The organism is Rhodosalinus sp. FB01, from assembly GCF_041365715.1.
GTDB lineage: Bacteria > Pseudomonadota > Alphaproteobacteria > Rhodobacterales > Rhodobacteraceae > Rhodosalinus.
The window spans coordinates 43,305-62,040 of record NZ_JBGFSH010000008.1; the positions used below are offsets into that span (position 1 = coordinate 43,305).

20 protein-coding genes are annotated in these 18,736 nt (G+C 69.4%); 4 read left to right on the top strand and 16 right to left on the bottom strand.

The genetic code is table 11. The features are described from left to right. Positions 1-15 precede the first annotated feature (15 nt). The 8 genes from AB6A65_RS12325 to mbfA all read right to left on the bottom strand — a co-directional run bounded on the left by AB6A65_RS12325 (position 16) and on the right by mbfA (position 6,621). The gene (locus tag AB6A65_RS12325) at positions 16-963 is read right to left on the bottom strand and encodes an alpha/beta fold hydrolase (protein WP_371038687.1); all 948 of its coding nucleotides are present in this window, start codon (positions 961-963) and stop codon (positions 16-18) included. After that, positions 960-1,880 carry an ornithine cyclodeaminase family protein gene (locus AB6A65_RS12330; RefSeq protein ID WP_371038688.1) on the bottom strand — a complete coding sequence of 307 codons (921 nt, stop codon included), beginning with the start codon at positions 1,878-1,880 and terminating at the stop codon, positions 960-962. Before AB6A65_RS12330 ends, AB6A65_RS12325 begins: the two co-directional genes overlap by 4 nt. After that, entirely contained in the window at positions 1,877-2,497 is a 621-nt protein-coding gene (locus tag AB6A65_RS12335; protein WP_371038689.1) for an HAD-IA family hydrolase, read from the bottom strand. Before AB6A65_RS12335 ends, AB6A65_RS12330 begins: the two co-directional genes overlap by 4 nt. A 94-nt stretch (positions 2,498-2,591) precedes the next feature. Then, complete coding sequence (locus AB6A65_RS12340; protein ID WP_371038690.1) at positions 2,592-3,038, bottom strand: YaiI/YqxD family protein; 447 nt, start codon at positions 3,036-3,038, stop codon at positions 2,592-2,594. Continuing rightward, positions 3,035-3,865 carry an S-formylglutathione hydrolase gene (fghA, locus tag AB6A65_RS12345; protein WP_371038691.1) on the bottom strand — a complete coding sequence of 277 codons (831 nt, stop codon included), beginning with the start codon at positions 3,863-3,865 and terminating at the stop codon, positions 3,035-3,037. Before fghA ends, AB6A65_RS12340 begins: the two co-directional genes overlap by 4 nt. Before the next feature lie 66 nt (positions 3,866-3,931). After that, on the bottom strand, positions 3,932-4,636 hold the full coding sequence (locus AB6A65_RS12350) for a nitroreductase family protein (RefSeq protein WP_371038692.1): 705 nt from the start codon (positions 4,634-4,636) through the stop codon (positions 3,932-3,934). Positions 4,637-4,650: 14 nt separating this feature from the next. Beyond that, complete coding sequence (locus AB6A65_RS12355) at positions 4,651-5,580, bottom strand: AEC family transporter (protein ID WP_371038693.1); 930 nt, start codon at positions 5,578-5,580, stop codon at positions 4,651-4,653. Between the two features lie 66 nt (positions 5,581-5,646). Next, a complete protein-coding gene (gene mbfA, locus AB6A65_RS12360; protein WP_371038694.1) occupies positions 5,647-6,621 on the bottom strand; it encodes an iron exporter MbfA in 975 nt (324 codons plus the stop codon). A gap of 130 nt (positions 6,622-6,751) precedes the next feature. Between mbfA and AB6A65_RS12365 the strand changes: the two genes are divergently transcribed. Continuing rightward, positions 6,752-7,393 (top strand): TetR/AcrR family transcriptional regulator, encoded by a 642-nt coding sequence (locus AB6A65_RS12365; RefSeq protein WP_371038695.1) that lies wholly within the window; start codon positions 6,752-6,754, stop codon positions 7,391-7,393. Between the two features lie 140 nt (positions 7,394-7,533). On the opposite strand, the gene AB6A65_RS12370 is transcribed toward AB6A65_RS12365, so the two are convergent. From AB6A65_RS12370 to AB6A65_RS12385, 4 genes are all read right to left on the bottom strand, one after another. Further along, positions 7,534-8,172, bottom strand: a complete 639-nt coding sequence (locus AB6A65_RS12370) for a hypothetical protein (protein ID WP_371038696.1) — start codon at positions 8,170-8,172, stop codon at positions 7,534-7,536. A gap of 265 nt (positions 8,173-8,437) precedes the next feature. Further along, a complete protein-coding gene (locus tag AB6A65_RS12375) occupies positions 8,438-9,154 on the bottom strand; it encodes an NYN domain-containing protein (RefSeq protein ID WP_371038697.1) in 717 nt (238 codons plus the stop codon). A gap of 57 nt (positions 9,155-9,211) precedes the next feature. Continuing rightward, a complete protein-coding gene (locus AB6A65_RS12380; protein WP_371038698.1) occupies positions 9,212-9,541 on the bottom strand; it encodes an N-acetyltransferase family protein in 330 nt (109 codons plus the stop codon). Between the two features lie 176 nt (positions 9,542-9,717). Then, positions 9,718-10,845: an S-(hydroxymethyl)glutathione dehydrogenase/class III alcohol dehydrogenase gene (locus AB6A65_RS12385; protein WP_371038699.1), complete on the bottom strand. Its 1,128-nt coding sequence runs from the start codon at positions 10,843-10,845 to the stop codon at positions 9,718-9,720. 118 nt (positions 10,846-10,963) lie between these two features. Between AB6A65_RS12385 and AB6A65_RS12390 the strand changes: the two genes are divergently transcribed. Together AB6A65_RS12390 and AB6A65_RS12395 are read left to right on the top strand one after the other, a co-directional pair. Further along, positions 10,964-11,230: an I78 family peptidase inhibitor gene (locus tag AB6A65_RS12390; RefSeq protein ID WP_371038700.1), complete on the top strand. Its 267-nt coding sequence runs from the start codon at positions 10,964-10,966 to the stop codon at positions 11,228-11,230. Positions 11,231-11,307: 77 nt separating this feature from the next. Then, complete coding sequence (locus AB6A65_RS12395) at positions 11,308-12,945, top strand: DNA polymerase Y family protein (RefSeq protein WP_371038701.1); 1,638 nt, start codon at positions 11,308-11,310, stop codon at positions 12,943-12,945. A 116-nt stretch (positions 12,946-13,061) separates the two neighbouring features. Here the strand turns inward: AB6A65_RS12395 and AB6A65_RS12400 are convergent, their stop codons facing one another. Genes AB6A65_RS12400 through paaI form a run of 4 tightly spaced genes read right to left on the bottom strand, consistent with a single transcriptional unit; the run spans position 13,062 to position 16,574 of the window. Further along, positions 13,062-13,631: a TetR/AcrR family transcriptional regulator gene (locus tag AB6A65_RS12400; RefSeq protein ID WP_371038702.1), complete on the bottom strand. Its 570-nt coding sequence runs from the start codon at positions 13,629-13,631 to the stop codon at positions 13,062-13,064. Positions 13,632-13,639: 8 nt separating this feature from the next. Continuing rightward, the gene (gene paaK, locus AB6A65_RS12405) at positions 13,640-14,953 is read right to left on the bottom strand and encodes a phenylacetate--CoA ligase PaaK (RefSeq protein ID WP_371038703.1); all 1,314 of its coding nucleotides are present in this window, start codon (positions 14,951-14,953) and stop codon (positions 13,640-13,642) included. Further along, the gene (gene pcaF / locus AB6A65_RS12410) at positions 14,953-16,146 is read right to left on the bottom strand and encodes a 3-oxoadipyl-CoA thiolase (protein ID WP_371038704.1); all 1,194 of its coding nucleotides are present in this window, start codon (positions 16,144-16,146) and stop codon (positions 14,953-14,955) included. Before pcaF ends, paaK begins: the two co-directional genes overlap by 1 nt. Next, positions 16,143-16,574 (bottom strand): hydroxyphenylacetyl-CoA thioesterase PaaI, encoded by a 432-nt coding sequence (paaI, locus tag AB6A65_RS12415; protein ID WP_371038705.1) that lies wholly within the window; start codon positions 16,572-16,574, stop codon positions 16,143-16,145. The genes pcaF and paaI overlap by 4 nt, the downstream gene beginning before the upstream one ends. Before the next feature lie 116 nt (positions 16,575-16,690). On the opposite strand from paaI, the gene paaZ reads away from it, so the two are divergent. After that, the gene (gene paaZ / locus AB6A65_RS12420) at positions 16,691-18,718 is read left to right on the top strand and encodes a phenylacetic acid degradation bifunctional protein PaaZ (RefSeq protein WP_371038706.1); all 2,028 of its coding nucleotides are present in this window, start codon (positions 16,691-16,693) and stop codon (positions 18,716-18,718) included. Positions 18,719-18,736: the final 18 nt, after the last annotated feature.

The window sequence follows — 18,736 nt, forward strand, 5'->3', positions numbered from 1 at the left end:
CGCCAGAGTCGCGGCTCAGCCGGGCGGGTCCTCGACGAAGTCGCGCATCGCCTCGGCCACCTCGGCGGGGTGGGTATGGACAAGGCCGTGGCCCGCGCCCTCGACCACCTCCTGCCGCGCCACCCGGTTCCACTGCACGAGACGCCCGAGGCCGGAGAGCGGGATCACCGGGTCCTCGCGCCCCCAGATCGCCAGCACCGGCACGCCCGCGCGCGAGATCGCGCGATGCTCGGCCTCCATCGGGCGGGCGAGGATGCCGCGAAGACTGGCCTTCACCGCCGGAAGGAAGCCGCGCCAACGCAGCTCGGCAAGCTGGCGGTCCGCCATGTCGGGCACGGCGCTTTCCCGGCCCGCCGCGGCCTCTTCCGCGATGCCGCGGCGAAGCTGGCGGGGATAGCCCGCGAGAAAGAGCCAGTCGCCGAAAAGCGGTGCACCGCGCGCGAAGCGCGCCAGCGGGCCGAGGTCGTGGCCCATGCCGGCCGGCGCGATCAGCACGAGGCTTCGCAGCCGCTCCGGCCGGCGCGCCGCATATGCCGTGGCGATGGCCCCGCCCATCGAGTAGCCGATGAGCGTGATCGCCTCGTCCTCCTCCAGCATGTCGGCGAGCAGGGCATCGAGCTGACCGGTGAAGAACGCCGCGTCCTGCCGCCCGGCCGGCCGGTCCGAAAAGCCGCGCCCGTAGAGATCGTAGACCAGGACGCGAAACCCCAGGCGCGAAAGCTCGGGCAGAAGCGCCTCCCACACGAAGGAGGGCGTGGTGAGGCCGTGCACGCAGACCGCGACCGGGCCCCGCGCCTGTCCCGCCCAGCGATAATGCGTCTCGCCGAGCGGCAGGGGGGCGAACTCGCCGGGCGCGGCGCGGCGGGCCTGCGCATCCATGATCGGGCGGCGGCGCTCGCGCAGGAAGGGCGCGGCCGCGATCCCCGCAGACGCGGCCCCCACCAGCCAGAGCCACGCGCTCATGCGGCCGCCTGCCAGCGCGACAGGATGTAGCGCGCCGTCATCAGGTCGAGATGCGCCCCGCCGCCGTTCTTGAAAAGCGTGATCTCCTCCGCGCCCTTCCGGGCGAAGGCGTCGGGCTGGTAGAAATCGGCGACGATGTCCTCTTCCGCGAAGGCGCCCGAGGCGATCGGGATGAGAAGCTCGCCGATATGCCCGACCGTCGTGGCGCGGCTGTCCACGAAGACGCGGGCGCGCGACAGCGCGTCGTCATCCGCCTCGCGCATGTCGCGGCGGAAGGCGCCGATGAGGTCGAGGTGCTGGCCGGGGCGCAGCCACGCGCCGCGGATCACCGGCTCGGTCGACATGGTGGCGCAGGTGACGATGTCCGCCCCCGCCACCGCGGCTTCGAGATCGTCGGCCACGGCCATGCCCGGAAAGGCTGCCGCCATCTCCTCGGCCCGCGCGCGGCTGCGGTTCCAGACGGTGAAGCGCGCCCCGGGAAAGCCCGCGCCATAGGCTTCGCGCAGCGAGCGCGCCACCGTGCCCGCGCCGACGATCAGGATCTCGCGCGCATCGGGCCGCGCCAGGCGGCGGGCGGCAAAGAGGCTGTCGCCGGCCGTCTTCCATTTCGTCACGAGATGGAAATCGACGATCGCCTCGAGCAGGCCGGTATCGTCGGCATAAAGGCTGACCCCGCCATTGACGCTGGCAAGATCGCGCGCCGCGTTGCCGGGAAAGATCGTCGCCGATTTCACGGCGATGCCCAGCCCGTCGATCCAGGCCGCGCGCGACAGAAGCGTGTCCTCGCCCCGGTAAAGGAAACTGTCGGCCACCTCGGCCTTCGGGCGGCGGTGCCCATCGGCGAACGCGTCGCAGAGCGCGCGCCAGTCGAGCCGCGCCTCGCCCTCGGCGAAGGGGATCACCGGAACCGCGCTCATGCCGCGGCCTCGGCGCCCAGAAGCCCCGCATCGACGAGCCGCCGCGCCCAGCCCTCGGGTCCGTCGAAGCGGTGCGCCTGCCAGCCGCGCGCGGCCGCGGCGGCCACGTTGTCCGCCCGGTCGTCGGCGAAGAGCAGCCGCTCCGGCGCAAGCCCCGTCTCGGCCTCCACCCTTTCGTAGATCTCCGGCTCGGGCTTGATGACGCCCATGTGCCCCGAAACGAAGGCGCGGTCGAACTCGTCGAGGAAGGGGTAGTGGCCGCGCGCCAGCTCGAAGCTGCCGATGCCGAAATTCGTGAGCGCGAAGACGGGCACACCCCGGCCGCGCAGCGCGCGCAGCAGCTGGACCGATCGCGGGATCTCGGGCCGGGCGAGCTCGATCCAGCGGTCATGCCAGAGCCTGATCTCGTCCCGCCATTCGGGGTAGGCCTCGGCCGTTTCGTAGATGGTGTCGCGGAAGTCCCCGCCCCGATCCACGCGGTCGTTCATGGCATGCAGGTCCACCGCCTCGAAGAGCGCGCGGCGCCGGGCCGGGCCGATCTCGGCGTCGTAGAACCGTTCGGGGTTCCATTCGATCAGCACGTTGCCGATGTCGAAGATGACCGCGTCAGGTCGCATCGTTCCGTTTCCCTTTCCGCCAGTTCCTGGGCGTCGCCATGAGCCTAGGCGCAAACGGGCGGGATTTTCCATCCTTCCGTGCCATGCGCGGGGATCACGCCTTCGCGGCGCGCAGCGACCGTTCCAGCGCGTCGAGGAAACGGACGCGATCGGCCTTCCCGAAACCTTTCGTCCCGCCCTGACGGAACGGATCGGCCGCGCGCAGATCGGTCATCAGGTCGCGCAGGGCAAGCGCCTCGCCCACGTTGCGCTTGGTCAGGGCGCTGCCGTCGGGCCGCAGGACAAGCGCGCCGGAGGCCACGCAGCGCGCCGCGAGCGGCATGTCGTTCGTCACCACCACGTCGCCCCGTCCCGCGCGCTCGGCGATCCAGAGATCGGCCATGTCGGGCCCCTCGGGCACGATCACCACCTCGACCAGCGGGTTTGCGGAGGGACGCAGGCCGCCGTTGCTGACCAGCTTCACCGGCACCTTGTGACGTGTGGCGACGCGCTCGGCCTCGGCCTTCACGGGGCAGGCGTCGGCGTCGACGTAAAGGGTCACGCGTAAAGCGCCTCGGCATGGAAGCGCAGATGCTCCTCCATGAAGCTCGCGACGAAGAAGTAGCTGTGGTCATAGCCCTTCCGCAGGCGCAGCGCGCCGTCCACGCGGCACGCCGCCATCGCCTCGGCCAGCGCCTCGGGGCGCAGCTTGTCGATGTGGGGATCGGCCGTTCCCTGATCGACCAGCAAGGGCGCGTCGAGCCCCCGGTCGCGCATCGTCAAGGCCGCGTCATGGGGCCGCCACGCGGTCTCGTCCTCGCCAAGATAGGCGCGGAGCTGCTTGCGCCCCCACTCCGCCGCGCTTGGATGCGCGATGGGCGCGAAGGCCGACACCGAGCGGTAGCGCCCGGGCAGCCCCATCGCCAGCGTCAACGCGCCGTGCCCGCCCATGGAATGGCCGGTGATCGCCTGGCGCTCCGGGTCGACCGCGAAATGCGCGCCGATGAGCGCGGGCAACTCCTCGGCCACGTAATCCCACATGCGGTAATGCCGGGCCCAGGGCATCTCGGTGGCGTTGACGTAGAACCCCGCGCCCTGGCCGAGGTCGTAGCTCTCGTCGTCGGCCACCTCCGCGCCGCGCGGGCTGGTGTCGGGGAAGACGCCCGCGACGCCCTGCTCCGCCGCCCAGCCCTGCGCGCCCGCCTTGATCATCGCGTTCTCGTGCGTGCAGGTGAGCCCCGAGAGATAGAAGAGCACGGGCACCGGCACGTCCTTCGCCTCTTCCGGAAGGAAAAGGCCGAAGGTCATGTCGCAGGCGCAGGCGTCGGAGGCGTGGGTGTAGACGCCTTGCACGCCGCCGAAGGCGCGGTTTTCCGAGACGGTCTGCATGGGCGGGGCTCCTTCCCTTGGGCTTCCGCCCTCTCCTAGCAGGACGGGCGGCGCGCGGAAAAGGGCTCAGGCGTCCCCGTCGGGGCAGATGGTCAGGATCTCGTCGAGCGGCTTCTTGATCTTCGCCGCGCGCGGCACGGTCGCGTCCCCGGCAGGGTGCCCCACGACGAGGATCATCACCGGCTTCTCGTGATCGGGGCGGCCGCAGAGATCGTTGAGAAAACGCATCGGGTTGGGCGTGTGGGTCAGGCAGGACAGCCCCGCGCGGTGCAGCGCGGCGATCAGAAAGCCGGTGGCGATGCCCACGCTTTCCGGCACGTAGTAGTTCTTGTAGCGCTCGCCCTCCTCGGTGAGGCCGTAACGCTGCGCGAAGACCACGACGAGCCAGGGCGCGGTGGTCAGGTGCGGTTTCGAGGCGGCGGTGCCCATGGGCTCCAGCGCCTTCAGCCATTCCTCACCCGCGCCCCCCTCGTAGAAGCGTTCTTCCTCCGCCTCGGCGGCGGCGCGGATGCGCGCCTTCATCGCCGGATCGCAGATCGCCACGAAGTGCCAGGGCTGGTGATTGGCGCCCGACGGCGCGGTGCCGGCGGTGCGCACGCATTCCGCGATCACCTCTCCGGGCACGGGCCGGTCGGAAAAGTCGCGCACGCTGTGGCGGGTGCGCATCTCCTCGTGGACGGCGCGCGCCGCCGCGATCATCCGCGCATCGTCCATCTCCCGCCGGTCGGGAAGCGGTAGCGGCTCGTAACGGACTTCGCCCTTGCGGAACATCGGTGGCCTCCCTTTCAGGTCGCGGGCAGGTTGGCGATGACCCAGGTGACGGTGACGATGCTCGCCAGCGTCGAAAGCAGGATCGCCGCCGATACCCGCTGCGGCGCCACGCCGTAGTGCTGCGCAAGGATGTACACGTTGCCCGCCACGGGCAAGGCCGCGGCGGCGATCATCACGCCCGCCTTGTAGGGATCGGCGGGAAAGAGCCAGAGCACACCGAAGGCCACGGCCGCCGGATGCAGCACCAGCTTGCACAGGCTGAGCCAGGCTGCGATTTCCACGCGTTCGGCCGACTTGGTGGCAAGCGACGCCCCGATCGCGAAGAGCGCCCCGGGCGTCGCGGCGGCGCCGAGAATGCCCAGGAACTCGTTCACCGGCCCCGGGATCGTCCAACCGGTGCCCGACCATGCGAGGCCCAGCGTGATCGACACGATCATCGGGTTGCGGACCAGCCCCGTGCCCACCGTCCCGAGAATGGCGAGGCTCATCCGCCCGTCGCGCGCCCCCGTGATCAGGATCACGATGAGCGAGGAAAACACGATGAGGTCCACGGCGAGCGCGAGCATCACCGGCCCGATCGCCCCGGCCCCCAGCAGCAGCGTCAGCATCGGCACGCCGAGAAAGCCGGTGTTGCCGATCACCGCCGTCTGCGCCTCGACCGCGGCGGTGGGAACGTCGAGCCTTCGCAGCAACGCGACGCCGGTGGCGATCGCGTAGACCACCGCGGTGCCCCAGAGATACCCGGCCACCAGACGCCCGTCGAAGATCTCCGTGATCGAGAGATTTGCGGCGAAGCGGAAGAGCATCGCCGAGAGCGCGAAGTAGAAGACGAACTTCGTCAGGTAGGCGGTGGCCTCGGCGCTGAAGAATCCGCTTCGCCCGGCCCAGAAACCGAGGCCGATCAGCGAAAAGAACGGCAGCGTCTTTAGGAATATCTCGAGCACCGAAGCTTCGTAGCATGCCCCCGGCCCGCGTCAATCCGCCGCCACGCGCGGGGACTGCGACGACGCCTAGCCGCTGCCGATCAGAACCCCCGCGGCGAAGACGAGCGCGCCGCCCAGCACCACCTGGAAGGTCGCGCGCAGCCAGGGCGTCTCCATGAAACGATTCTGCATCCACGCGATCGCCCAGAGCTCCACGAAGACGACGGCGATGGCGATGGCCGTCGCGGTGGCGAAATGCGGAATGAGATAGGGCAGCGCGTGGCCGAGCCCGCCGAGCGTGGTCATCACGCCCGAGGCGAGGCCCCGCTTGATCGGCGAGCCCCGCCCCGACAGCTCCCCGTCATCCGAGGCCGCCTCGGTGAACCCCATCGAGATACCCGCCCCGACCGAGGCCGCGAGGCCGACGAGAAACGTCGTCGAGGTATCCTGCGTGGCGAAGGCGGTCGCGAAGATCGGCGCGAGCGTGGACACGGAGCCGTCCATCAGCCCCGCGAGGCCCGGCTGCGCCCAGGTCAGGACGAACTGGCGCCGCGCCGTGCGCTCCTCGGCGCTTTTGGCGTCGGCGTCGAGGTGTTCCTCGGCAAGCCGGTCCGCCACCTGCTGGTGGCCCGCCTCCGCGGCGGCAAGGTCGCCCAGAAGCTTGCGCGTCTCCGCATCCGTGCTCCGCTGCGCGGCGACGTGATAGAAATGCTCCGCCTCCTTCTCCATCATCGCGGCCTCGTCGCGGATCCGCTCGATGCCGAGGTTCTCGACCAGCCAGACGGGGCGGCGCGCGTAATACCCGGCGACATGCTCGCGGCGGATCAGCGGTATGGTCGGGCCGAAGCGTTTTTCGTGCTGCTCGATCAGCCGCGTGCGGTGACGGTCCTCCTCCGCGGCCATTCCCTCGAAGATCCGGGCGGTGTCCGGATAGGCGTCGTGCAGCCGCTCGGCGTAGCTGCGATAGATCCTCGCGTCGTCCTCCTCGGAGGACACGGCGAGAGCGAGGATTTCCCGCTCGTCGAGATCGCTGAAATGCCGCCGCTGGGTGAAGAAACGCATGAGTGCCTCAGTTTAGAATGATTCCAAATTATAGCGGCCCCGCGGCGAAGGCAAGGCCCGCGGTCCCGGGCGGGCGGGGTTGCTGGAACTGAACCGTTCGGTTTATGTACGCGACATGGAAGACACGCCGATGAACGCATCCTCGAGCACGCCGCGGAAGGGCCGGAAATACGACCAGGTGCTCGAAGGCGCGCGCAAGGTCTTTCTCAGCGACGGGTTCGAGGGGGCCAGCGTGGACGACATCGCCCGCGCGGCGGGCGTTTCCAAGGCGACGCTCTACAGCTACTTCGCGGACAAGCGGCTTCTGTTCATGGAGGTGGCCAAGCGCGAATGCGCCCACGCCGCCGCGGAGTCGCTCGAACTCGTGGAAACCACGGCGCCGCCGCGTTGCGTGCTTCCCGTCGCGGCGCGCAAGATGCTCGGCTTCATGCTTTCCGATCTCGGCCAGCGCGTCTACCGCATCTGCGTGGCCGAGGCGGACCGCTTCCCCGAGCTCGGGCGCGAGTTCTACGACTGCGGGCCGGCGCTCGTCCGCGACCGCATGAAGCGCTACCTCTCCGATGCCTGCGCGCGGGGCGAGATGGAAATCGACGACGTCGACCTCGCCGCCGACCAGTTCGCGGAGCTCTGCAAGGCCGACCTGCACCCGCGCATGGTCTTCGGCATCAAGCGCAGCTTCACCGAAGAGGAAGTGCAGCGCGTCATCGACGGCGCGGTCGAAACCTTCATGGCGCGCTATGGGCGTCACGATTCTTCTTCCGAAAAATCATGACAGGTTGGAGGGAAGAAGAAGACGTTCCCTATTATCCACCAGACAATGCGGGAGGCCGTCCAGCCTGCGTTCGGCCGCTTGGCGGACTTTGCCGACTTTCGCTGCGGCTGCGCCAACGGCTGCTTCTCATAGGCGGAGTTCTAGTCCCTTTTAGCATAGACCTTGTCAGTGTGAATCACGCCGTCTATCGTCACGAAGCCGTCAACTTCCGATCGAACTAAATCGTTCAAGAATACATTCAGCAAATCAGCAAATTCGGCGGATGTGAAATGAAGCAAATGATGCTTTCTCTGGGTGTCAGATGCGATTAGCAAGCCATCTGGAAGGTAGGCGCTACCAACAACAACTGCGATTACACGAGCATGAAGAAGCTTATCAGATATCAGCTTCGGAGACTGCCGCTCAGGCTGCCTGCCTGTCAGATCGTAGTTCTGAAAAATCTCACCTGCTGTATTACGAATGAACGGCTCGCGCCACGGACTGTCGGTCTTTCGGCGAACGCAATGGACTTCAATTTGACTGTCGCGGAAGCGATCTGTGACAAGGCGGCATTCTAGTAAGCGCCGCATGCAAACAGCCGCAACACCCACCGACCGCTCAATCATATGAAACGGATTGTGCTCTGTTTCAGCTTCACTGAAAATCTCATCAAGATGATGCGAAATGCGATCCCTTTGTGTCGCTAGCTCGTTTTTCCACGTGTAAGACTGCCAAGAAGAAGAACTGATTGCGCCAAACTTCGTTAAATCTTGAAGCGCCATGTCAATTTTTTTGCTCATATTCTTACCCTAAGCGATGCCCTACAGGAATTTTTCGGCTATGGTCTTTCCGAGGTCAAGCTTTGACCGTGTTTAGATAGTCGGACAGCCAAGGCTCGGTTTGCTGTAAAGCCGACGTTCGAGCAACACGCAGCGTCTGTCACTTCCGGGCTCGCAGCGGACCTTCACCCTGACAGGATCAGGGCCACCGAAGGCCCCCCATGTGTATCGCATCTGACGGCCGATGACCTCGCGGGCCGGCGAAGAGGTCGACCCAGAACCTTCGTCAGTCCACCCGCCGGACGAGAAGCTGGTTGCCCGGCCCCTTCTTCGTCTCGAACACCTTCAGGTCCGCGACGAGGTCCGAAAGCTTCCGCTTGCCATAGGTCCGCGTGTCGAAATCCGGGTAATCCGCCTGGATCTGCTGGCCGATGCGCCCCAGCGGGAACCATTCGTCCTCCTCCTGGTCGATCTTTTCCATCGCGTCGAAAAAGAGCTGCCGCGCCTCCGAAAGCGTCTGGCCGCTCATCTCGCGGGTCCGCGACGGGCCGGTGTCCTCCGGCGCGATGTTCTCGATCGCCACGAAGCGGTTGCAGGCGTTCTTCAGCGCGTCCGGCGCCTTGGCCTCGCCGATGCCGATCACGGTCAGGCCATGTTCCCTGATGCGGCTGGCGAGACGGGTGAAGTCGCTGTCCGAGGACACCAGAACGAACCCGTCGAACCGGCCGGCATGGAGAATGTCCATCGCGTCGATCACGAGCCCGATGTCAGAGGCGTTCTTGCCCCTCGTGTTCGCCGTCTGCTGGTGCTGCACCAGTCCGAGCTCCTGCGCGACACGGGTCCAGCCGGCAAGCCGCTGGTTCGACCAGTCGCCGTAGACCCGGCGAAGCCCGGGCTCCCCGAAGGTGGTGATCTCCTTCAGGATCTGCTTGGCGTGTTTCGCCGGCACGTTGTCGGCGTCGATGAGAACGGCCAGAAGCGGGGTGCGGTCGGGGCTGGGCAAGAAGGTCCTCCATTTTCCGGCAATGTCGCCGATACGGGCGGCGGGCACAATGTGTCCTCAGAGCCGGCGATGCATCACCAGCGCATCCACCAAGCCTTCCGCCGGGTGCCGGAACGCTTCCGGCAGGCGTCCCACCACCGTGAAGCCCGCGCGGTCCCATGTCTCTATCGCGCGGGTGTTGGTGGCGACGACGAAATTGAACTGCATGGCGCGGAATCCGCGCGCCCGCGCCTCCTCGAGGGAATGGGCAAGCATCTTCCGCGCCACGCCCCGGCCTCGCGCCCAGGGCGCCGTGCAATAGCCCGCGTTGGCGACATGGGCGCCGCCGCCTGGCTGGTTGGGCTTCAGGTAGTAGGTGCCGAGGACGCGACCCTCCTCCTCGGCCACGAAAGTCTCCGCGCCGGGCGGGCGCCAGTAGGCGAGGGCGCCCGCCCCGCGGATCGGCGACGAGGCTGTCGCCCGCCTCGATCACGGGCTTCAGGATCGCCCAGATCGCGTCGTCGTCGGCCGCGGTTGCCGGGCGGATCGCGAGCGCCATGCGGGAAGACTCCCGGGCGAACGCGTCAGTAGACGACCACCGAGCGGATCGACTCGCCCGCGTGCATGAGATCGAAGCCCTTGTTGATCTCGTCGAGCGAGAGCGTGTGCGTGATCATCGGATCGATCTCGATCTTGCCGTCCATGTACCAGTCGACGATCTTCGGCACGTCGGTGCGCCCGCGCGCGCCGCCGAAGGCCGTGCCCTTCCAGACCCGGCCGGTCACGAGCTGGAAGGGACGGGTCGAGATCTCGGCCCCCGCGGGCGCCACGCCGATGATCACCGACTCCCCCCAGCCGCGATGGGTGCATTCCAGCGCCGCGCGCATGACCTGCACGTTGCCGGTACAGTCGAAGGAGGAGTCGGCGCCGCCGATCTGGTCGGCCTTCGTCTTGGTCAGATCCACGATTGCCTGCGTGACGTTCTCGACCTCGTTCGGGTTGACGAAATGGGTCATTCCGAAACGCTCGGCCTGGGCGCGCTTGTCGGGGTTGATGTCCACCCCGATGATCATGTCCGCGCCGGCGAGGCGAAGTCCCTGGATCACGTTGAGCCCGATGCCGCCCAGCCCGAAGACGGCGGCCTTCGCCCCGATCTCGACCTTGGCGGTGTTGATCACCGCGCCGACGCCGGTGGTCACCCCGCAGCCGATGTAGCAGACCTTGTCGAAGGGCGCGTCCTCGCGGATCTTCGCCACCGCGATCTCGGGCAGGACCGTGTGGTTGGCGAAGGTCGAGCAGCCCATGTAGTGGTGCAGCACATCGCCATCCAGCGTGGAGAAGCGCGAGGTCCCGTCGGGCATGAGGCCCTGGCCCTGCGTCGACCGGATGGCGGTGCACAGATTGGTCTTCTGGCTCAGGCAGGACGGGCACGCGCGGCACTCGGGCGTGTAGAGGGGGATGACGTGATCGCCCGGCTTCACGCTGGTGACGCCCTCGCCCACCTCGACGACGATGCCCGCCCCCTCGTGGCCCAGGATCGACGGGAAGAGGCCCTCGGGGTCCGCGCCCGAGCGCGTGAACTCGTCGGTGTGGCAGATGCCGGTGGCCTTGATCTCCACCAGGACCTCTCCGGCCCTCGGCCCCTCGAGGTTGACGTCCATGATCTCCAGCGGCTTGCCGGCCCCTAGGGCCACGGCGGCTTTCGTGCGCATGCGCTCCTCCCCTGCTGTCGCGCCACCAGCCTGTGGCAAGCGCGCGGCCATTTCAACTCGGCATCGACATGTCGTGAGGCTTCCGCGACACTCCCCATGCAGGGAAAAGGAGACCGCCATGCCAGGACGCCTTGCCGCATTTTCGCTCCTGCCGCTCGCGCTGGCCGCCTGCGGGCCCGCGCCCGGCGACCCGGGGGACGCGTGCGGCGCCTCCACCATGCAGTTCCTCGTGGACCGGCCCGCCAGCATCCTGGACGGGGTGGCGCTGCCGGAAAACACGCGCGTGCTGCGCCCGGGCCAGCCCGCCACGATGGATTTCCGCCCCGACCGGATGACCATCACCGTGGACGAGGCGGGCCGCATCGTGCGGGTGGACTGCGTCTAGGACAGGGCCGGGCCTCGACTCGCCGGCCGACTCGGCCTAGATCAGGGCGAGAACATACAAAGAACATCCTTTCGGTCATGTCCCCGCGGCGCATCTTGTCGATCTGGTTTCCCCGGCTCGCGGCCGAGCGGCTGCTGCGGCTCGGCGCATCCTGTCCCGACAGCCCCTTCGCGGTGGTCCGCGACGCGCGGCAGCGCCAGGTGCTCGCCTCGGTCTCGGCGGCGGCCGAAGCGGCGGGGCTTTCTCCCGGCCAGCCGCTCGCCGACGCCATGGCGGTCTGCCCGGGCCTCGTGACACGGCGCGAGACCCCCGCGGCCGAAGCCGCCTTCCTCGCCGCGCTGCGCCGCTGGGCGGAACGCGTCTCGCCCTGGATCGCCGAGGAGCCGCCCGACGGGCTCGTGGCCGACATCACCGGCTGCGCCCATCTCTTCGGCGACGAGGCGGGGCTTCTCGACCGGATCGTGCAGGATTGCGCGGGCTTCGGCCTGACGGTGCGCGCCGCCATCGCCGACACGCGCGGCGCGGCCTGGGCGCTCGCGCACCACGCCGGGGCGGCCGGCGCGCCGCACCGCTCGGGCGACGAGATCCGCCAAGAGGCACGCGCCACCCGCGCCACCGCCGCCAGACGTCCCCGCAACAGGCCCGCCGCGCCAGCGCCGCAGACAGGCTGCATCGCGCCGCCCGGACGGACGCACAGCGCGCTCGCCGCGCTGCCGGTGGCCGCGCTCCGGCTGGAGCCGGACACCGCCGAGGCGCTCGCCCGGCTCGGCCTGCGCCGGATCGGCGATCTGGCCGGCCAGCCGCGCGCTGCGCTCGCGCGCCGCTTCGGCCCTGCCCTCGTCACGCGTCTCGACCAGGCCTTCGGCGCGGCGCCAGAGCCGGTCTCCCCGGCCGCGACCCCGCCGCATTTCGCCGCCCGCCTCACCCTGCCCGACCCGATCGGGCTGGAGGCCGACGTGATGGCCGCGCTCGACCGGCTGCTCGAGCGTGTCTGCGCGCGGCTCGCGACGGCCGGTCGGGGCGCGCGGCGGCTCCGGCTCGAGGCGATGCGCGCCGACGGAACGCACGAGACGGTGGAGGTCGGCCTCGCCCGCCCCGCCGCCGACCCCGACCGCATCCGCCCGCTCTTCGCGCTGAAGATCGGCGGGATCGAGGCGGGCTTCGGGATCGACGCGCTGCGCCTCGAGGCCACGCTGACCGAGCCCGTGTCCGCGCGCCGTCCCTGCGGCCATCTCGACGCGGGCGCGGCCGCGCGCCGCGACGCCACGCCGGAGGGCGCGCTCGAGGACCTGATCGGCCGGCTCGGCGCGCGCATCGGGCTCGAGGCGATCACCCGCCGCCACCCGGCCGGAAGCCACGTCCCCGAGAAGACCGCGACGGTGCAGGCCGCCGCCTGGACAGGGCCCTTCGACAGCCGCTGGCCCGCGCCCCCCGCGCCGCGCCCGCTCGCGCTCTGGCGTCCCGAACCGGTGAACGCACCCGAAACCCCCGGGCCGCCCGCGCGGGTCCGCTGGCGCGGGCGTGACCTCGCCACCGCCGCCGCCGAGGGACCCGAGCGGATCGCGCCCGAATGGTGGCTCGACGATCCCGACTGGCGCACCGGGCAGCGCGACTACTGGCGGGTGACGACCTCGGCAGGCGACAGGCTCTGGCTCTACTACGCCCATGGCGGAACCATGTCGCCGGGCTGGTTCTGTCACGGCGCCTTCGCGTGAATGCCGCGCGTCATCGGCTTCTTCTTGGCCCCAATACTCCCGCCGGAGGCCGGCCGCCGCAGGCGGCCCCGGCAAGGATGTCCCGGCGCAGCCGGGTCCGCCGGGACGCGCCCGGCTCAAAGACCGCGCACACCCCCGAGCACCATGTCGGCGGCAAGATCGGCGTAATCCTCGCGCGACAGGCCCTTGCCGGGCCGGTGCCACATGTAGACCCAGTTGAGGATGCCGAAGACCGACATGGTCACCGCGCGCAGCCGGTCGGCGTCGAGCCCGGGCGCCTCGGCGGCGACAGCCTCCGACATCTCCCGCACCACGCGGCGCTGCGCCGCGACGAGCGGCGCCTTCATCTCCTCCGGCAGCGTGGCGAGGGCGTCGAGCTGCAGCTTGTGCTCGGCGTCGGCGTCCTCGTAGGCGGCGAGAAGGGCCGCCATCAGCGCGCGAAGCCCGCCCGGGCGCGCCGCCTCGGCGCGCTCGGCAAGCTCGGTCAGATGCGCCTCGAGGATGTCGAAGAGCAGCGCCTCCTTGCTGTCGTAATAATGGTAGAGCAGCGCCTTCGAAACGCCGCAGTCGCGCGCCGCGCCCGCCATGGAGGCGCGGTCGTAGCCGTGCCGCGCGAAATAGCGCGCGGCCCCCTTGCGCAGCGCCGCGCGCTTGGCATCGTGATCGCGTGCGAGCCCCCGTGCCACCGGCCGCGTCAGCCGTCCTTCGGGCGGTTGTCCACGATGCGCACGGCCTTGCCCTGGCTGCGCGCGACCGAACCGGGGTCCGCGACCTCCACCACCACGGTCACGCCGACCACGCTCTTGATCTTGTGCCGCAACTCCTGGCCCGCGCGCATCCGCGCCTCGGGTTCGGCCGCCAGGGCGGTGCATTCGCATTTCACGCGCATCTCGTCCTTGTGGCCCACGCGGTCGAGTTCCAGCTGGAAATGCGGCGCGAGGCCCTGCACCGTCATCAGCTGCTCCTCGATCTGGGTCGGGAACACGTTGACGCCGCGCAGGATGATCATGTCGTCGGAGCGCCCCGTGATCTTCGCCATGCGCCGCATCGCACGCGCGGTCCCCGGCATCAGCCGCGTGAGGTCCCGCGTCCGGTAGCGGATGATCGGAAACGCCTCCTTGGTCAGCGAGGTGAACACCAGCTCGCCCCGCTCGCCGTCCGGCAGCACCTCGCCCGTCGCCGGGTCGATCACTTCGGGGTAGAAATGATCCTCCCAGACATGCAGCCCGTCCTTCGTCTCGACGCATTCGTTGGCGACGCCCGGGCCCATGACCTCCGAGAGCCCGTAGATGTCCACCGCGTGCATGTCGAAGGTCTCCTCGATCTCGCGGCGCATGGCGTCGGTCCAGGGCTCGGCGCCGAACACGCCCACCTTGAGCGGCGAGCGGCGCGGGTCGAGGCCCTGGGCGTGATACTCGTCGATGATCGAAAGCGCGTAGGACGGCGTGACGGTGATGCCGTCGGCGCGGAAATCCTCGATCAGCCGGACCTGCCGCTGGGTCATGCCGCCCGATATGGGCACGGTGGTCAGCCCCAGCTTCTCGGCGCCCAGATGCACGCCGAGGCCGCCGGTGAAGAGGCCGTAGCCATAGGCGTTGTGCAGAAGGTTCCCGCGCCGCAGACCCGCCGCCCGGAGCGAGCGGGCCACCACCGTGCCCCAGACGTCGAGATCGTTTGCGGTATATCCCACCACCGTCGGCTGGCCCGTGGTCCCCGAGGAGGCGTGGATGCGCGCCACCTGCTCACGCGGGACGGCGAACATGCCGAAGGGGTAGTTGTCGCGCAGGTCCGCCTTCACGGTGAAGGGGAACTTCGCGAGGTCCGACAGCTCGTTCAGGTCGTCGGGATGGACACCGGCCGCGTCGAAACCCGTCTTGTAGAACGGCACGTTCTCGTAGGCGTGGCGCAGCGACCATTTCATGCGCTCGAGCTGCAGCGCCGCGATCTCGTCGCGCGAGGCGGTCTCGATCGGTTCGAGGTCTCCGGGCTTGGGCGAAAGATCTTCCATCACACGGCCTCCAGCAGCAGCGAGATTCCCTGTCCCACGCCGATGCACATCGTGCAGACGGCGCGCCTTGCCCCGATGTCGCCCATGCTGATCGACGCGGTGAGCGCGAGCCGCGCGCCCGACATCCCCAGCGGATGGCCGAACGCGATGGCGCCGCCGTTGGGGTTCACGTGCTCCGCGTCGTCGGGCAGGCCGAGATCGCGCAGCACGGCGAGCGCCTGGCTCGCGAAAGCCTCGTTGAGCTCCACGAGATCGATGTCGCCGATCGACAGCCCGTGCCGCTCCATCAACTTCTTCGTCGCGGGTGCCGGCCCCATCCCCATGATGCGCGGCGGAACGCCCGCCGTCGCCATGCCGGCGATGCGCGCGCGGGGGGTGAGCCCGTATTTCTCCACCGCCGCGGCGGAGGCCACGATCAGCGCGGCGGCGCCGTCGTTCACGCCCGAGGCGTTGCCTGCCGTGACGGAGCCATCCTCGCGGAAGGGGGTATGAAGGCTCGCCAGTTTCTCGATCGAGGTCTCGCGGGGGTGTTCGTCGCGCGTGACCTCCACCGGCGGGCCCTTGCGCTGGGGCACCGCGACGGGCGTGATCTCGCGCGCCATCCGCCCCGACCCGATCGCGGCCATGGCGCGGGTCTGCGAGCGCAGCGCGAAGGCGTCCTGGTCATGGCGCGCGACGTTGAAATCCGCCGCCACGTTCTCGGCCGTCTCCGGCATGGAGTCGACGCCGAAGCGCGCCTTCATCTCCGGGTTCACGAAGCGCCAGCCGATGGTCGTGTCGTGGATCTCGGCGTGGCGCGAGAAGGCGCTTCCCGCCTTGGGCATCACGAAGGGCGCTCGGCTCATGCTCTCGACGCCGCCCGCGAGCACGACCTCGGCCTCGCCCAGCCGGACGGCGCGCGCGGCCATGCCCACCGCGTCGAGGCCCGAGCCGCAGAGCCGGTTGACGGTGGTGCCCGGCACCTCCTCTCCGAGCCCGGCCAGAAGGGCCGCCATGCGGGCCACGTTGCGGTTGTCCTCGCCGGCCTGGTTGGCGCAGCCCATGATGACCTCGTCCACCGACAGCCCGGGAAAGGGCGCGACGACCTCGCGGATGACATGGGCCAGCATGTCGTCGGGCCGCACCGACGAAAGCGCCCCGCCGAAGCGGCCGATGGGGGTGCGAAGCCCCTCGCAGAGATAGGCGTCGGTCATGTCTCCTCCTCGAAATGCTGCCCCTGGATCTGGCGGGAATGGCCGCGGAACTGCGCCACCTCGCGCCCGTCGGGGGCGGTCACCGCAACGTCGTAGATGCCCGACCGCCCGGCGCGGCTCACCTCGCGGCAGACCGCACTCAGCCGTTCGCCCTGCCGGCCCGGCGACAGGAAGGTGACGACGTTCATCTGCGCCACGACATTCGTGTTGTAGCTGTTGCAGGCGAAGGCGAAGGCGCTGTCGGCGAGCGTGAAGATGTAGCCGCCGTGGCAGATGTCGTGCCCGTTCAGGTGATGGTCCTGCACCTCGAAGCTGAGCGTCGCGGTGCCCGGACCCACGGCGTCGAGCGACATGCCGAGCCACTTCGACGCGCGGGCGTTGGCCCACATGGCCGCGGCGCTCTTCTCGGCGCGTTCCTGAGGCGTCATCGGCCCCTCCTCCCCTGATCAGCCGCACGATGCACATAACCGACCGGGCGGTCAAGAGTGTTGATTTCCGCCGCCGCCGCCCCCATGCTCTCCGCGACATCCGGAGGAGGTTTCCCATGCTCGCACCCGAAAGCTACGCCGCCGGCCACTGGGTCGCGCCAGGGCCTGAGGCCCGCCCGATCCTCGGCCCCGTGGACGGCCGGCAGATCGCCCGCGCCGGCGGCGCCGATCTCGACTTCCAGGCGATGATCGACTGGGCCACGGCGACCGGCGGCCCTGCGCTGCGCGCCATGACGTTCCACGAGCGCGCGAAGATGCTGAAGGCGCTCGCGACTCACCTGAACGAGCGGAAGGAGGAGCTTTACGCCCTCAACCCGCTCACCGGCGCCACGCGCCGCGACGGCGCGGTGGACATCGACGGCGGCATCGGCACGGTCTTCGTCTTCGCCTCCAAGGGCCGGCGCGAGATGCCCGACGGGCACGTCTATCTCGACGGCGCGGTGGAGCAGCTGTCAAAGGGCGGAAGTTTCCTCGGCCAGCACGTCGCGGTGCCGCTTCGGGGCGTCGCGGTACAGATCAACGCCTTCAACTTTCCGGTCTGGGGCATGCTGGAGAAGCTCGCGCCGACGCTTCTGGCGGGGATGCCGGCCATCGTGAAGCCCGCGACGCAGACCTGCTACCTGACCGAGGCGTGCTTTCGCATGATCATAGAGTCGGGGATCCTGCCCGACGGCGCGGTGCAGCTCGTCGTCGGCGGCACGGGCGACCTGCTGGATCGCCTCGGCCCGCAGGACGTGGTCAGCTTCACGGGCTCGGCCGACACGGCGGTGAATCTGCGATCCAATCCCAACCTGATCCGTCGCTCGGTGCGCTTCCACGCCGAGCAGGACAGCCTCAATGCCTCGATCCTCGGCCCCGACGCGGTACCCGGCACGCCCGAGTTCGACCTGTTCGTCAAGGAGGCGGCGAACGAGATGACGACCAAGGCGGGGCAGAAATGCACCGCCACGCGTCGCATGATCGTGCCCGAGGCGCAGCTCGACGCGGTGGCCGAGGCGCTCTCCGAACGGCTCGGCAAGACGACGGTGGGCGACCCGGCGGCCGAGGGCGTGCGCATGGGCGCGCTCGCCTCCGCCGACCAGAAGGCCGACGTGCTGGAGAAGATCGCAGCCTTCGCCCACGAGGTGGAGCGCGTCTGCGGCGACCCGGAGCAGTTCGAGCTCTCGGGCGCCACCCACGAGGGCGCGTTCCTGCCGCCCATGCTCTTCCGCTGCCCCGACCCCGATTCGGCCTCTGCCGTCCATGCGGTGGAAGCCTTCGGCCCGGTCTCCACGCTCCTGCCCTACCGCGATCCGGCCCATGCCGCGGCGCTCGCCAATCGCGGCGAAGGCTCGCTCGTGGCCTCGGTCATCACCCACGATCCGGAGGTCGCGCGGGAGATCACGCTCGAGGCCGCGGCCTGGCACGGCCGGCTCTACTTCAACGACCGCGACTCGATGAAGGAATCCACCGGTCACGGATCGCCGCTTCCGCACATGGTCCATGGCGGGCCGGGCCGCGCGGGCGGCGGAGAGGAGCTTGGCGGCGTGCGCGGCGTGCTCCACTACATGCAGCGCACCGCGGTGCAGGGCAGCCCCGATATCCTGACCGCCATCGGCGGCCAGTGGGTCCGTGGCGCGGCGGAGAAGACGGGGCCGGCCCATCCCTTTCAACGGACCTTCCACGAGCTTCGGATCAGCGAGACCATCCACACCGAAGAGCGCGAGGTCACGCTCGAGGACATCGAGCATTTCGCCGAGTTCACCGGGGATACCTTCTACGCCCACATGGACGAGGACGCGGCGCGGGCGAACCCCTTCTTCCCGGGCCGCGTGGCGCACGGCTACCTGCTCCTGTCCTTCGCCGCCGGCCTCTTCGTGCAGCCCGACCCGGGCCCGGTGCTCGCCAACACCGGGCTCAACGCGCTGTCGTTCCAGAAGCCGGTGAGCCCCGGCGACCGCGTGAAGGTGCGCCTGACGGTCAAGCGCAAGACCCGCCGCACCGACGATTACGGCGAGGTCGCCTGGGACGTGGCGATGACCAACCAGGAGGGCGAGCAGGTCGCCAATTACGAGCTTCTCACGATGGTTTCCTATTCCCGCTGATCCGGGGTAGAGCGCGGG

Coding starts and splice junctions, on each gene's coding strand:
- AB6A65_RS12365 (WP_371038695.1), top strand. CDS start 6,752: ATGAACGCATCCTCGAGCACGCCGCGGAAGGGCCGGAAATACGACCAG.
- AB6A65_RS12325 (WP_371038687.1), bottom strand. CDS start 963: ATGAGCGCGTGGCTCTGGCTGGTGGGGGCCGCGTCTGCGGGGATCGCG.
- pcaF (WP_371038704.1), bottom strand. CDS start 16,146: ATGACCGACGCCTATCTCTGCGAGGGGCTTCGCACCCCCATCGGCCGC.
- AB6A65_RS12370 (WP_371038696.1), bottom strand. CDS start 8,172: ATGAGCAAAAAAATTGACATGGCGCTTCAAGATTTAACGAAGTTTGGC.
- AB6A65_RS12390 (WP_371038700.1), top strand. CDS start 10,964: ATGCCAGGACGCCTTGCCGCATTTTCGCTCCTGCCGCTCGCGCTGGCC.
- AB6A65_RS12350 (WP_371038692.1), bottom strand. CDS start 4,636: ATGTTCCGCAAGGGCGAAGTCCGTTACGAGCCGCTACCGCTTCCCGAC.
- paaI (WP_371038705.1), bottom strand. CDS start 16,574: ATGACGCCTCAGGAACGCGCCGAGAAGAGCGCCGCGGCCATGTGGGCC.
- fghA (WP_371038691.1), bottom strand. CDS start 3,865: ATGCAGACCGTCTCGGAAAACCGCGCCTTCGGCGGCGTGCAAGGCGTC.
- AB6A65_RS12330 (WP_371038688.1), bottom strand. CDS start 1,880: ATGAGCGCGGTTCCGGTGATCCCCTTCGCCGAGGGCGAGGCGCGGCTC.
- paaZ (WP_371038706.1), top strand. CDS start 16,691: ATGCTCGCACCCGAAAGCTACGCCGCCGGCCACTGGGTCGCGCCAGGG.
- AB6A65_RS12385 (WP_371038699.1), bottom strand. CDS start 10,845: ATGCGCACGAAAGCCGCCGTGGCCCTAGGGGCCGGCAAGCCGCTGGAG.
- paaK (WP_371038703.1), bottom strand. CDS start 14,953: ATGGAAGATCTTTCGCCCAAGCCCGGAGACCTCGAACCGATCGAGACC.
- mbfA (WP_371038694.1), bottom strand. CDS start 6,621: ATGCGTTTCTTCACCCAGCGGCGGCATTTCAGCGATCTCGACGAGCGG.
- AB6A65_RS12395 (WP_371038701.1), top strand. CDS start 11,308: ATGTCCCCGCGGCGCATCTTGTCGATCTGGTTTCCCCGGCTCGCGGCC.
- AB6A65_RS12335 (WP_371038689.1), bottom strand. CDS start 2,497: ATGCGACCTGACGCGGTCATCTTCGACATCGGCAACGTGCTGATCGAA.